This window comes from Dyadobacter sp. HNCC25DJ184 (assembly GCF_056895215.1).
Genome location: NZ_JBXHAQ010000008.1, coordinates 170,418 through 183,607, shown reverse-complemented (window position 1 = coordinate 183,607; position 13,190 = coordinate 170,418). Strand labels below are relative to the sequence as shown.

The 13,190-nt window shown below is 42.2% G+C and carries 13 protein-coding genes; 4 read left to right on the top strand and 9 right to left on the bottom strand.

Going from position 1 to position 13,190, the window contains the following annotated elements:
- Positions 1-64: 64 nt before the first annotated feature.
- Complete coding sequence (locus AC1XUD_RS14145; protein WP_483361668.1) at positions 65-3,088, bottom strand: amidohydrolase family protein; 3,024 nt, start codon at positions 3,086-3,088, stop codon at positions 65-67.
- 168 nt (positions 3,089-3,256) lie between these two features.
- On the opposite strand from AC1XUD_RS14145, the gene AC1XUD_RS14140 reads away from it, so the two are divergent.
- The 4 genes from AC1XUD_RS14140 to AC1XUD_RS14125 all read left to right on the top strand — a co-directional run bounded on the left by AC1XUD_RS14140 (position 3,257) and on the right by AC1XUD_RS14125 (position 5,630).
- On the top strand, positions 3,257-3,547 hold the full coding sequence (locus AC1XUD_RS14140; RefSeq protein ID WP_483361667.1) for a hypothetical protein: 291 nt from the start codon (positions 3,257-3,259) through the stop codon (positions 3,545-3,547).
- A 105-nt stretch (positions 3,548-3,652) separates the two neighbouring features.
- Positions 3,653-4,405, top strand: coding sequence for a hypothetical protein (locus tag AC1XUD_RS14135; protein WP_483361666.1), 753 nt, complete (start codon positions 3,653-3,655; stop codon positions 4,403-4,405).
- Complete coding sequence (locus AC1XUD_RS14130; protein ID WP_483361665.1) at positions 4,402-5,145, top strand: DUF3307 domain-containing protein; 744 nt, start codon at positions 4,402-4,404, stop codon at positions 5,143-5,145. Before AC1XUD_RS14135 ends, AC1XUD_RS14130 begins: the two co-directional genes overlap by 4 nt.
- A gap of 122 nt (positions 5,146-5,267) precedes the next feature.
- A complete protein-coding gene (locus tag AC1XUD_RS14125) occupies positions 5,268-5,630 on the top strand; it encodes a hypothetical protein (RefSeq protein ID WP_483361664.1) in 363 nt (120 codons plus the stop codon).
- A gap of 78 nt (positions 5,631-5,708) precedes the next feature.
- Here AC1XUD_RS14125 and AC1XUD_RS14120 read toward each other — a convergent pair whose 3' ends face one another.
- The 8 genes from AC1XUD_RS14120 to AC1XUD_RS14085 all read right to left on the bottom strand — a co-directional run bounded on the left by AC1XUD_RS14120 (position 5,709) and on the right by AC1XUD_RS14085 (position 13,080).
- A complete protein-coding gene (locus AC1XUD_RS14120) occupies positions 5,709-7,304 on the bottom strand; it encodes a peptide chain release factor 3 (protein ID WP_483361663.1) in 1,596 nt (531 codons plus the stop codon).
- Between the two features lie 223 nt (positions 7,305-7,527).
- Positions 7,528-8,139 carry an inorganic pyrophosphatase gene (locus AC1XUD_RS14115; protein WP_483361662.1) on the bottom strand — a complete coding sequence of 204 codons (612 nt, stop codon included), beginning with the start codon at positions 8,137-8,139 and terminating at the stop codon, positions 7,528-7,530.
- A gap of 38 nt (positions 8,140-8,177) precedes the next feature.
- Positions 8,178-9,173: a glycosyltransferase family 2 protein gene (locus AC1XUD_RS14110; protein ID WP_483361661.1), complete on the bottom strand. Its 996-nt coding sequence runs from the start codon at positions 9,171-9,173 to the stop codon at positions 8,178-8,180.
- A gap of 61 nt (positions 9,174-9,234) precedes the next feature.
- Entirely contained in the window at positions 9,235-9,957 is a 723-nt protein-coding gene (locus AC1XUD_RS14105) for a tRNA1(Val) (adenine(37)-N6)-methyltransferase (RefSeq protein ID WP_483361660.1), read from the bottom strand.
- A 2-nt stretch (positions 9,958-9,959) separates the two neighbouring features.
- Positions 9,960-10,598: a ribonuclease H1 domain-containing protein gene (locus AC1XUD_RS14100; RefSeq protein ID WP_483361659.1), complete on the bottom strand. Its 639-nt coding sequence runs from the start codon at positions 10,596-10,598 to the stop codon at positions 9,960-9,962.
- Between the two features lie 125 nt (positions 10,599-10,723).
- Positions 10,724-11,962 (bottom strand): peptidase T, encoded by a 1,239-nt coding sequence (gene pepT, locus AC1XUD_RS14095; protein WP_483361658.1) that lies wholly within the window; start codon positions 11,960-11,962, stop codon positions 10,724-10,726.
- 21 nt (positions 11,963-11,983) lie between these two features.
- On the bottom strand, positions 11,984-12,451 hold the full coding sequence (locus tag AC1XUD_RS14090; protein WP_483361657.1) for a pyrophosphohydrolase domain-containing protein: 468 nt from the start codon (positions 12,449-12,451) through the stop codon (positions 11,984-11,986).
- A gap of 56 nt (positions 12,452-12,507) precedes the next feature.
- Entirely contained in the window at positions 12,508-13,080 is a 573-nt protein-coding gene (locus tag AC1XUD_RS14085) for a MarC family protein (protein ID WP_483361783.1), read from the bottom strand.
- Between the last annotated feature and the right edge of the window lie 110 nt (positions 13,081-13,190).

Sequence of the window (13,190 nt, the reverse complement as noted above, 5' to 3'; positions counted from 1 at the left end):
ATAGATTATATTTTATATTTTTCATTCTGTTCGGATGATTACTAATAAGATGAGAGACCCATGATCAATGGTTTTCGTGTTCAGTATATACGCCAATGATATCTTCGCAGTGCCACATTTTCGGTTGAACTCCCTGTGGTTTTTGAGTTGGTTTTCCTTCCGACTTATCACCTATCATTTTTTGAATGATTCGTTCACGTTCGATCGCAATTTCCTTTTGTTTGTTCTCATTTGTCTGACGATCAAAATAAATTGTTCCTTCAACCATCGTAAACTCCGGACGGGCATAAACCGACAACGGATTGGTAGTCCACAAAACAAGATCTGCGTCTTTACCTTCCTTTACGCTTCCTATTCTGTTGTCGACATGCAATAGTTTAGCAGGATTGAGTGTCACCATTTTCCAGGCTTCCTGTTCAGGAACATTACCATATTCCATTGTTTTGGCCGCTTCCTGATTCAGTCTTCGAGCCATTTCGGCATCGTCCGAATTGATTGCGACGGTAATTCCCTGGCTATACATCAAAGCTGCATTATATGGAATCGCCTCTTTCACTTCCATTTTATAAGCCCACCAGTCTGCGAAGGTTGAGCCACCAATTCCCCTTTTTGCCATTTTATCAGCCATTTTATAACCTTCCAAAATGTGCGTGAATGTATTTACTTTGAAGTTCAATGAATCAGCAACGTGCATCAGCATATTGATTTCAGACTGCACATAGGAGTGACAGGTGATCGATCTTTCGCCGGCTAATATCTCTGCTAGTGCTTCCAACTCAAGATCTTTTCGTGGAGGAGTTACATTGCCTTTGTTTTTCAGAGCTTTGTAATCCTTCCAGCTCTTGGCATATTCTTTTGCACGAAGGAAGTGATCAAAATATACTTGCTCCACACCCATTCGAGTTTGCGGAAAACGAACCCTTGCGACATCACCCCAGTTGGATTGTTTAACATTTTCGCCCAAAGCAAACTTGATCGTTTTTACATCGGGAACCAACATTTCGCTGGCAGTCGCTCCCCATTTGAGTTTAATGAATGCGCTCTGACCACCAATCGAATTGGCAGAACCGTGCAGTAAGTGAGAAGCTGTAACCCCTCCAGCCAGCTGACGATATATATTGATGTCATCCGGATTGATCACATCGCTCATTTTCACCTCGGCCGAACTGGTTTGACCTCCTTCATTGATTGCAAAAAGTGCGATATGAGAATGTTCATCGACAATGCCGCTGGTTAAATGCTTGCCCGTTCCGTCGATTATTCTTGACCCTGAAGGTGCAGAAAGACTTTTTCCAACTTTCGTTATTTTACCATTTTGAACCAAAACATCGCTGTTCTGAATTATTCCGGCGGCTTCATTAGTCCATATCGTTACATTTTTTACGAGAATGGTTTCCTGTTTTGGCAGGGATTCGTTACCATATCCATTAAAAGGAAATGTAACCTTTCCGGTTTCTTTCACTGATTTCGCCAGGGTATCCTTAGGTACAGTGGCAGTGTATTTTTCTGTCAATTTTGCCAACCATGGTACTGTAACCCCATCCGGTAAAACTCCTTCACCCGAAAAACCTGTTGCAGTTGTCCAGCCTGTCAATCTGATATTACCGCTTATTTTCTTATCCGGCTGATAACTCAGTGTCAATAGATTATTTGTTAATTCCGTTTTGGGCGAAATTTTAATGCTATCCTGAATAATCACCTTATAATCCGGCTTTTCAACGGTGCCTGAAATCTGCAGTTTCCCGCTTGGCTTATTGTCAATCGATAGAGAATATGTACCACGAATATCGGGAGCATTTAGCTGAGCACTGATATACTTTTTCCCCTGTACCCAGTTTTCGTAAATGATATTATCCGCGTTGAAAATATCTTTCGAAGTAATTAGAAAATTAGCCAGGTATCCAGCTTTCAACACTCCGATTTCATTATCAGCTTTGATCAGTTTGGCTGGCGTTACGGTCAATGCTTCGAGGGCCTGTTCCTTGCTCAAACCATAATCAATAGCCAATCTGAGATTTTTCCAAAAATCACTTGTATTCTTTAATGTTGCCAGAGAAAGTGCAAACGGGATATTAGCTTTGGCCACTTCCGAAGCATTTTTAGGAGCCAGTTCCCAATGTTTTAGTTCCGATACTGAAATCAAATCTGCGTCCCATGGATCTGCTACGTCGTAGGCTGCCGGAAAATTAAGAGGCAATATTACCGCCGCTTTCGTGGCTTTTACCTCTGCAATCCGCTGATATTCATCCCCAGCCCCCCGAATAATATATTGCACTCCCAGCTCATCTCCAATTTTATCTGCCCGAAGCAAGCTGAACTTGTCTTGTGTTTCAAAAAATGAAGGCAAAGTTTTGAGATTATTGAATGCGGCAAGTGATAAGTTTTCTGATGGATTTTTTGCCTTAGCATACCAGTCTGCATCATAATATGTTTGGCGTATCAGCGCAGCAACGCCCATCCCTGAGGAAGGGTACGTTTGGGACGAAGTTCCCTTGCTAAAAGAAAAATGTGAGGACGCTTTTGGTTTAATTAATGCTTTGTTCGCCAATTCATCAATCAATGTCACCAATGCACCGCTGCCTCTGACGATACCGTCGTGCGCGTGAATCAACACCGTTCCGAAACCCAGCTTTCGAAGCGTTTGAGCCTTCGCTGCATCCGGTGCAAATGATTGACTTGCATCAATTTCTGGCTGTATAGCCTGATTCCAGCCATATGCACCCTTCTTGTTGGAGTTTAATTGCGGAGTTTGTCTGCCCGTTGATCTGGCCGCCTGGCGTACTTCCGGCATACCGTAGTCAGAATCAAGGTCAATAAATGACGGGTATATATATTTTGATTTGAGGTCGGTTACTACTGTGCCAGCTGGAATTTTGACCTGCTGGCCTACTTCCAGAATTCTTCCGTTTTCAATAAGGAGAGTAGCATTCGTCAGAGTGGTTTTGGGATCAACGACGATAGTTGCGTTCGTAAATGCATACCGACCCGTTCGTTCATCAACTGCACCGTTTACGGGAAACGTTTCCTGAGCGAAACATGAGACACTCCCTATAAATCCGATGGCAATAATTGATAGTTTTTTAAACATATAATAAGGCTTTAGCGCGATTTTAAAACACAATATAATATCAATTAAATACATTGTTATTCATACGGCTTTAAATCGCGGGAACATGCAATAGCCTCTGTAAATTTTTATGTTGGTTCAAATTTTCGCAACTTAACCCATATAAACCGAAATTCAGATATTAATAGCATGACGCCCGAACAATTCAAATCTACACTTTCCCACCCCACTGCTCCCGATAATATTTCGCCTTGGCTGCTGGCACTCTGGCATGATGCAAACGGAAACTGGGAAGCAGCACACGAAATTGCCCAGAGTAAAGAAGGCACTAAAAATTATGACCGAATACACGCATACCTTCACCGGGTAGAAGGTGATACCTGGAATGCTGGTTACTGGTATAGAAGAGCCGGAGCCGAAGTGTTCAAAGGCTCTGTCAAAGACGAATGGGAGGCGCTGGTAATTCAATTTTGTAGTTAAGCCATATGCCTTACTTAAATAATGGTTAAGTTAAATGGCTTAATATTTGTAAATACAAGCCAAATGACTTATTTTTGAGTGAATTAAGGCAAAATACTTAACAAAATGAGCGACTTTAAGGCAGTAATTACAGCGGATATACTCAATTCAACCCAATTTGCACCGGATATTAGTAACCGCTGGCTAAATGAGCTCATACTAATACTAAAAAATTCAAAAGAATTTAAATGGGCATTGCCGCCGGAAATATACAGAGGGGATAGTTTTCAGGGAGTTCTGGAACATCCCGAAGACTCACTAAAAGTTGCAATTTCAGCACGTACATTTCTGAGATCACGAAAAACAAACCCTATCAAAATGGCTAGTAAGATTCGTATGAAAAACGTTGTCGAAGAACGGTCAGATGAGCCCATATACATAGCAAGAATTACAAACGCTGCACTTCCCTTAAACAAAGAGATACCTGAGGTTGATATACGAATCGCAATTGGAATAGGCAAAGTTGATAGAATGACCGATAGGCCGGGCACATCAGATGGAGAAGCCTTCAGACTATCAGGAAGCCTGGCCGACCGAATTAAACAAAATAAAGCCAGAATCGGGATTGCATTACCATCACAAACCGATTCATTATCGGCTGTAATGGATATTCTTGAGACTTTGGTCGGCACCTGGTCGGCACCCCAATGTGAAGTTATATCAGGTATACTCAATAACGAATCGGTGAGTACGCTCGCCACCAAGCTAAATATTAGCCGATCTGCTGTTAGTCAACGACTTAAAACATCTAACTGGTGGGCCGTAGAACGGCTTATCCAAACTTTCCCTGAACTCATCAACAGATATATTAAAATATGACCCCATTTCTATTGCTTCTCGCTGCACACATATTGGCCGATTTCTATTTCCAGCCCACAAAATGGGTAATAGAAAAACGAAAAAATATTCAAAACTCCAAGTATCTGTACTATCACATATGCGTAGTTTTGGTATGCTCATACATCCTCCTCGGATACTGGGTTAATCCCCTGCCTGCAATCATAATTGCTCTTATTCATGGCTTGATTGATGTATTCAAACTTAAATACGACAAAACCGGAAGCACCAAATGGTTCGTTGCCGATCAAGCGTTACATATTCTCACCATTGCCGTTGTCGCGATATTTCTAAGCAGTGACTCATATGTCCTTTTCGAACGACTAACGGAATGGTACCACACGCCCAAAATCGTGGCGACCATAGCGGGGCTTCTCACCAGTCTCACACCCATTTCCTTTTTAGTAGGAATGCTCACAAAGCCTTGGCGCGATGAACTGGAAAGCCTCGTTCCGAACGCAAATGATAATTTAGCCAATGCCGGCCGTTGGATAGGAATGTCGGAAAGAATATTAATCTTCCTCTTTGTCATGATCGGAGAGTATTCTTCGATCGGCTTTCTGATAGCTGCCAAATCGCTGTTACGTTACAACGACAAGGCCATCGGCACTGAAATTCCAGCCGCTTATATCAGTAAAAAATCAGAATATGTGCTCGTAGGCACGTTGATGAGCTATACTTGTGTGATACTGCTGGCTTTGCTAGTCAAACTGGTGCGGTAATATTCATATACCTGCTAGCGAGTATTGATATTGTTAAACTTGACTTAAATTAAATTTCCATTATTCATTAAACCTAGTCACCTCTATCCACTCTAAGACTGGTATCAAAAAATGGAAAAGCAATGAAAAAAGTAATGATTTTAATGTTTCTGGCTTTTGCAGGTCTTACCACCTTTGCACAGCGCCCAGACAACAACGCGACCCCTGAGCAAAGGGCGGAGCGTCAAACAACAAGGCTAACGGAAAGTTTAAAACTAACCGAAGATCAGAAAAAACAGGTGTATGCCCTAAATCTGGAGCGCGCTAAGGAAATGGATGCACTTCGTGGTGCTGAAAATCCCGACCGTGAAAAAATGAGAGCATCAATGGACAAGTTCAATACCGATCTTGCTAAAGTACTAACACCTGAGCAACAGGAAAAATACAAAGAGCTCGCTGCTGAAATGAGAAATCGCGGTGGAGGCGGTGGACGACCACAGAACTAACGACAACAAAAAAGAGACACTGAAAGGTGTCTCTTTTTTGTTGTTCAAAATCATATCTTTTTATAATAGCTATCGCCCCTAGTATGCTACCTCTGTTTTGAACTCAGACGTAAAGTGGAAATGAATAGCAGGATTATTCTCCCTGTTCATCCGTATCATCCAATCAGACTCAGCCAGAAAAACCGGATTTCTATCCTTATCATATGCAATCTGATTTCCTTTAAGGCGAATAAACTGGTCCATAGCCGGTTTTTCATCGGCCGTAAGCCAGCATGCGCGGGAGATGTTCATTGGAACCCAACGACATTTTGCACCGTATTCATGTTCCAGACGATATTGGATTACATCAAACTGAAGTTCACCAACCGTACCCACTATTTTACGATTACCCAGATCCATGGTAAACAACTGAGCCACTCCTTCATCGGTCAGCTGCTGAATACCTTTTTCCAATTGCTTGGATTTCATCGGATCCATATTGATCAATTCCTTAAAAATCTCTGGAGAGAAGCTTGGAATACCTGAAAACTGAAGAATTTCACCCTCAGTTAAAGTATCTCCGATTTTAAAGCTTCCGGTATCATAAAGACCAACCACATCTCCTGGAAAACCTTCTTCCAAGACACGTTTATCAGAGGCCATAAAGGCAAACGGACTTGAAAAGCGCACTTCCTTTCCTAACCGCACATGCTTATAAAATTTCCCTCTTTCGAACTTACCTGAACATATACGCAAAAACGCAATACGATCGCGGTGGCGTGGATCAAGGTTAGCGTGGATTTTGAAAACAAAGCCGGTGAATTTCGGCTCCATTGGTTCCACCTCTCTTACATCTGTCGGACGCGGCTGAGGAATTGGTGATATCTCACAAAATGTATCCAATAACTCCTTAATACCAAAGTTGTTAATTGCACTTCCGAAAAACACCGGAGCTAAATCCCCTTTCTGATATGCTTCCTGCGAAAACTGATCATAAACTCCATCCACCAATTCCACATCTTCAAGAAGTTGCAAAGCGTCACGCTCCCCTAATAAATCAGCCAGACCATCATCTTCCAGACCGATCTTCGCGACGTCTCTTTCAATTTTGGTTTTATTGATTTTAAAGAAATATAGCATTTGCTCATACAAACTATATACTCCTTTAAATTCCACCCCCATATTAATCGGCCAGGTTAAGGGTCTTACCCTGATACCTAGTTTTGTCTCTAATTCATCGAGAAGCTCAAACGGATTTTGACCTTCACGGTCCAATTTATTGACAAAAACGATCACAGGAGTTTTACGCATACGACAAACCTCCATTAACCGCTCTGTCTGTTCCTCCACCCCTTTTACACAGTCGATCACCAAAATAACGCTGTCGACAGCCGTCAAAGTTCTGTAAGTATCTTCCGCAAAATCCTTGTGTCCCGGCGTATCCAATATATTGATCAACAGATCATTATATTCAAATGTCATTACCGAAGTCGCCACTGATATACCTCTTTGCTTTTCAATTTCCATGAAATCGGAGGTCGCCGTCTTCTTTATCTTGTTGGACTTTACCGCCCCCGCCGTCTGGATTGCACCACCGAAAAGAAGCAACTTCTCGGTCAAAGTTGTCTTTCCTGCATCGGGGTGACTTATAATCGCGAAAGTCCGTCGTTTTTTTATTTCCTGTATATTACTCATAATTTTTTTTGCTATCGGCTTTCGGCAATCGGCTTCCCTTTCTGCAACCGATTTTAACAACTCTTGAAATATTTTTGAAAGCTTTGGCTAACCTTTTTGGATAGAGAGAGAGACCGAATTAAGTCGGTTACTTCTAAATTTCCACAAAGATACGAATAAACAAAAGCCGCCCCAATCCGGAGCGGCTCAATTTGATCTTTATCTTAACGATCTTATTTTCAGATCAATAAAACGAGTGCTTGTAGTCTTCAACAGAAGTCATGATCACCTCATGCGCTTCCTCGCGGCCATATACATTGGTAATTTCGATATGTGCTTTTTCTCCAGGAAGGTTTTTGTATGTTAAAAAGTAATGTTTCAACCTTTCAACAATACCATCAGGTAGTTCGCTCAGATCAGAGAAACCTCCATATACTCCATCACCCTTTAAAACAGCGATGATTTTATCATCTGCTTCGCCCCCATCCAGTAAACGAATTCCTCCAATTGGCTTCGCTTCGCACATGATATCACCGTGGGAAATGAACTTTTCACAAAGAACCAGGATATCCAACGGGTCACCATCGCCCTCAGTAACGTCTCTTCCAGATCTCTCACGTGCTAATTGAGCTATTTTCTCAGCGCAGTAAGTTTTCGGAATAAAACCATAAAGTGCCGGAACAATGTTCGAATATTTCTGAGGACGGTCAATTTTCAGATAGCCGGTCGCCTTGTCAATTTCGTATTTTACGGTATCAGTCGGAACAATTTCAATAAATGCTGTTACCAGTTCAGGCGCATTCTCTCCCATCGGAATTCCATGCCAGGGATGGGCTTTATGTACGTTAGCTATCATTATATGTGTACTATGTCTACTACTTATTTAATTATATATCAATTTGTTATGACTGACTTTTCACTGTTGGTAACGTCCGAAATCAGATAATCACCTGTTTTGTTAATAGATTGCTTCACGAGTAATTCACCCAGAAAGCCTGCCAGAAACAGTTGCGACCCGACTACGATTGAAACCAATGCTAAAAAAAACATGGGATTCTCTGTCACGTTCCGGTATTGTTCGTGGGAGATGTATATTTTATAAATTTTAGAGGAAATCAGCCAGAGAGCTATCACACTTCCAAGAAAAAACATCAATGTCCCAAGACTTCCAAAAAGATGCATCGGCCGACGCCCAAACTTATTAACAAAGGCTATCGAAAGCAAATCGAGGAAGCCAAAAATAAACCTTTCAAGCCCAAATTTTGTGTAACCGTATTTTCTTGCGCGGTGTTGCACCACTTGCTCTCCTATTTTTGCAAAACCATTCCATTTGGCGATAACCGGAATATATCGGTGCATTTCGCCATAAATGGTGATATTCTTAACCACATCCAAACGATACGCCTTTAGCCCGCAATTGAAATCGTGCAGCGATACACCTGATATACTTCTCGTGGCAGCATTAAAAAGTTTCGTTGGCAGTGTCTTTGTAATCGGGTCATATCGTTTCTTTTTCCATCCCGATACCAGATCATATCCCGACTCGGTAATCATCCGGTACAACTCTGGAATTTCATCGGGACTGTCCTGCAAATCTGCGTCCATCGTGATCACTACCTGTCCGCGAGCCGCCTGAAATCCAGTTTGCAACGCGGCGGTTTTACCATAATTCTTTGCGAAGCGGAAACTTCTTATATTTGGATTGGCAGCTGCAAGACGCGTAATGACGTTCCACGAGTTATCCTTGCTCCCGTCGTCCACAAACAGAATTTCATAGCTGTAATTATTCTCAGCCATTACCCGCTCAATCCATTCGCAGAGTTCTGGTAAAGATTCGTCCTCATTATAAAGAGGAATCAAAACGGATATCTGAATAGGCAAGTCGGTCATGAATTTCGTGGGCGATAAGAATTACACCTTAATTTCGCTGCAAAGTTCGCTTTTTTCCTGATCAAAATATCAAATAAAAAGGACTCAGTAATTTCTTAAATTCCGGGGTATAGGCTTTACCAGCGATTTCATATATCTCAATCCAAGTTTTATGAGCTTGTATATCAGCAGAGTAACCCATTTTTAAAGTCAAAATACGACGAAAAGGTTTTTTGACAGGATCATGTTTTAGCATTACTTCTTCCGCCAAATACCATCCTTTTTTTTCCGCTTCTTCCTGAAAAATCCGAGCTTCGTCGACAGGAAGCAATACGTGAAACGTTCCATTGGGCGTCAGCAATCGAGCAGCATCGGTCAACAATTGATCGAAAGACAAGGTTTCCGCATGATGCGCAACATTCTTTTTACCAAATGGCGACTTCAAATCGCTTTGAAAAAAAGGCGGATTGCTTATAATGACATCATATTGAATGCCTGGCTGAAAATACTGAATAGCATTTTGAAATACACATATCCTGTCGGAATATGGGCTGGCAGCAGCGTTTTCAACTGCCTGTTCAAATGCATCTTTATCAATTTCAACGGAATCGATTAACGCACCTGAATTGCGTTGAGCGGACATAAGTGAAAGCAATCCTGTTCCAGCTCCAATATCCAATATTCGTTCCGCTGACGCGATATCAACTATCGCTCCGAATGTACATGCGTCAGTACAGACCTTCATCGCGCATTTATCCTGATGTACCGTGAATTGCTTGAATTGAAAAAATGAATTTCCTGCCATCGCTATTTCCTCCCAAAATCTGCCGGGTTTTCACCCCAATATTCAGTTTCCCATTTTAGAATCGGGTTCGGGAATTTGTTGGAAGCCAGCCAGCGTTCAGCACGTTGGAGCATCTCAAAAACTGGTTTGTTGCGGGGTGTGAGCGCCAATTTTGTATTCGCGTGTTTCTTCTTAACCCAACTGATCGCAGTCCGCGAGTCTGAATATATCGGCACATCACTATTTTTGCCTTGAAGGTATGCCAAACCATGCACTATCGCCAAAAATTCACCGATATTATTGGTTGCATCTTTGAATGGACCTTGAAGGAAGATTCGAGTTCCGGTCGCCAAATATACCCCTTGGTACTCCATATCGCCAGTGGCTGTATTCCAGGCCGCATCTACTGCAATGCTATTTTTTATAGGCTTCCCTATGTTAGCCGGTGCTTCTTTCAAAGTTGTAGTCTGACCGGATTCCTTTTTTGTCACAAACTCCCAATATGTACGTTGGATGGCCTTTTCTGCTTCTTGAATAGAATCAAAGGACTTGAATTGCGCGTCGTCAAATCCTTTGATCTGCTGCTCACATTCCTTCCAGTCGGTGAATATACCTGTCTGTCGCCCTCGCCAAACCACGTAAAATTTTGTCTTTTTTGCCATTTTTTAGCTGTTAGCGGTAAGCTGTTAGCTATCAGTTAAATTGCCGATTAGCGGCATTCTTCATTTTATAATTCCGCCTATGAAATTCGCGCCATATATTCATTCATACGCCAATCGCCCCCGGCTTATTCGGCATTCTCCTCCCACACCCCACAAATATTTACAATAACCTCCACCGCCTTTTCCATATCCTGAACGGAAACCCATTCTAAACGGGAGTGAAATGCATGTTCTCCTGCAAAAATATTCGGGCAAGGTAATCCCATAAAAGATAATCTCGAACCATCTGTTCCCCCACGAATACTGCGCTGAATCGGCGATAGACCCGCCTTTGCCATTGCCGTCAAGGCATTCTGAATTACCTGAGGATTCTGATCCAATATCTCTTTCATATTGCGATATTGATGATTAACCTTCATATCTGCCGATGAGCCCGGGTACGCTTTCATTACATCATCTACAATGTCCTGAAGCAGCGTTTCCTTTGCAATAAGGCCTGCGGTTGTGAAATCCCGAATAATAAAATCGACTGTCGCTTTTTCCTGAATTCCCTCAAAATGAACGGGATGGATAAAGCCTTCCATATCATCTGTGGTTTCCGGCGACAAAGAATCCTTCGGAAGTCGTGCCAGAATATCAGCCACAATTTTCAGCGCGTTTTCGAGCTTTCCTTTTCCGTATCCGGGATGTGTGCTTACACCGTGAACTGTAATTCGAACGCCGTCCGCCGAGAATGTTTCATCTTCCAGAGTACCAATAGCTTCTCCATCTACGGTATATGCAAAATCAGCGCCCAATTTTTCCAAGTCCACCTTTTCGGTTCCACGCCCAACTTCTTCATCAGGCGTGAAAAGGATCCGTATTTTGCCGTGCGCAATCTCAGGGTGAGCCATCAGATATTCTGCCGCCGCCATTATTTCTGCAACGCCTGCTTTGTTATCGGCGCCCAGTAAAGTTGTGCCACTGGCTGTCACGATATCATTGCCGACTTGTTGATCCAGATCATGAAGTTCGCTCATCCGAAGCACCTGAGTCGGATCGTCCGGCAATACGATATCTGAACCATCCCAATTTTCGTGAACAATCGGTTTTACGTTATGGCCCGTCACATCAGGAGATGTATCAACATGCGAGCAAAAACATATCACTGGAATATTCGGCTTTTGCGAGGTCGCAGGAATTGTCGCGTACACATATCCGTGCTGATCCAAATGCGCATCCTCGACTCCCAACTCCTGCAATTCGGAAACAAGCAGATTACTCAGGTCACGCTGTTTGGCAGTACTTGGGAAACTTTCCGACTGCGGATCAGACTGCGTATCAATCTTGACGTAACGAAGAAATCGCTCCAATACTGAGGACATAATGGTATCTGGCTAAATAAATTATTTTTGAACTATTGATGCCAAATCGGCGGGAGAGTAATTTATATTTTTCAGTGTTTTATTGTCTCCGGCCCGATACACAAGGTATTTGCCATCATCTTCCTTGAAATAACAGTCTGTGCCTTTTGCCTGATAATGCGCCACTGTAGCTTCCGCTTCGGCAACCGAATTACATGCTTTGGACATATTAGACCGTTGCACTTCATCAAAAAGAGTCCTGAATTTTTCTCCCAGGCCAAATTCCAACACTGCTCCGCATAATACGTATTGCAGGTCACAAAGCGCATCAGCGACTTCAACGATATCCTTTTCCAATATCGCTACTTCCAGTTCTTTTAACTCTTCTGCCAAAAGTGCCACACGTAACCGGCTGCGTTCCTCAGAAGGAATAGTTGGAATATCAAGAATTGGGTGCTTGAATGTTTTGTGGAATTCTGCTACCTGATTAAGGCTGTCTAGTTGCTGCATATTAAATAGAATTTGAATATCAAAACGAATGAAAGAAGTGAATCAGTCTTTCGATTTTAAGCAATGAAAACGTTTGTTTTAAAAAGTTTAATGGCAATGGCCAAAAGTATAATACCGAAGACCTTACGTAAAATATTAATTCCGCCCTTACCAAGTTTCTTCTCCATCCAGTTGGATGATTTAAGTACAATAAATACAAAAACCAGATTTAATAAAACACCGACCAGAATATTACTGATTTCATATGCAGATCGAAGTGATAACAAGGTTGTCATAGTCCCGGCTCCTGCAATGATTGGAAAGGCTATTGGCACGATTGAGGCGGTTCCGCCGGAGAAATCATCGTGTTTGAATATCGTTACTCCCAATATCATTTCCAATCCCAGAATAAATAGGATAATCGCCCCTGCAATGGCAAAGGAGGCAACATCAACCCCGAAAAGTCCAAGAAGTTTGTCCCCCAAAAAGAGAAAAATAATCATGATACATCCAGCCACAAGCGTCGCTTTCTCGGATTCTATATGCCCCAATTTTTGCCGAAAATCTACGATCACAGGAATTGAACCCAGCACGTCGATGACAGAAAACAAAATGAGGGTGACAGAAAGGATCTCTTTAAAATCGAACATAACGCGAACTCCGGGAAAATAAAATTTCGGTGCAAAGTTGATGAAAAGCCCTTGCATACCCAAACCTATTTTACCAGGATCATCACAGTAAAAGTGTCATTTAGCTGCCA

What these genes read in the sequence shown, in the direction of transcription:
- AC1XUD_RS14110 (WP_483361661.1), bottom strand. Translation starts at nt 9,173, where the DNA reads ATGACCGACTTGCCTATTCAGATATCCGTTTTGATTCCTCTTTATAAT.
- AC1XUD_RS14145 (WP_483361668.1), bottom strand. Translation starts at nt 3,088, where the DNA reads ATGTTTAAAAAACTATCAATTATTGCCATCGGATTTATAGGGAGTGTC.
- AC1XUD_RS14105 (WP_483361660.1), bottom strand. Translation starts at nt 9,957, where the DNA reads ATGGCAGGAAATTCATTTTTTCAATTCAAGCAATTCACGGTACATCAG.
- AC1XUD_RS14125 (WP_483361664.1), top strand. Translation starts at nt 5,268, where the DNA reads ATGAAAAAAGTAATGATTTTAATGTTTCTGGCTTTTGCAGGTCTTACC.
- AC1XUD_RS14085 (WP_483361783.1), bottom strand. Translation starts at nt 13,080, where the DNA reads ATGTTCGATTTTAAAGAGATCCTTTCTGTCACCCTCATTTTGTTTTCT.
- AC1XUD_RS14130 (WP_483361665.1), top strand. Translation starts at nt 4,402, where the DNA reads ATGACCCCATTTCTATTGCTTCTCGCTGCACACATATTGGCCGATTTC.
- AC1XUD_RS14090 (WP_483361657.1), bottom strand. Translation starts at nt 12,451, where the DNA reads ATGCAGCAACTAGACAGCCTTAATCAGGTAGCAGAATTCCACAAAACA.
- AC1XUD_RS14140 (WP_483361667.1), top strand. Translation starts at nt 3,257, where the DNA reads ATGACGCCCGAACAATTCAAATCTACACTTTCCCACCCCACTGCTCCC.
- AC1XUD_RS14115 (WP_483361662.1), bottom strand. Translation starts at nt 8,139, where the DNA reads ATGATAGCTAACGTACATAAAGCCCATCCCTGGCATGGAATTCCGATG.
- AC1XUD_RS14100 (WP_483361659.1), bottom strand. Translation starts at nt 10,598, where the DNA reads ATGGCAAAAAAGACAAAATTTTACGTGGTTTGGCGAGGGCGACAGACA.
- pepT (WP_483361658.1), bottom strand. Translation starts at nt 11,962, where the DNA reads ATGTCCTCAGTATTGGAGCGATTTCTTCGTTACGTCAAGATTGATACG.
- AC1XUD_RS14135 (WP_483361666.1), top strand. Translation starts at nt 3,653, where the DNA reads ATGAGCGACTTTAAGGCAGTAATTACAGCGGATATACTCAATTCAACC.
- AC1XUD_RS14120 (WP_483361663.1), bottom strand. Translation starts at nt 7,304, where the DNA reads ATGAGTAATATACAGGAAATAAAAAAACGACGGACTTTCGCGATTATA.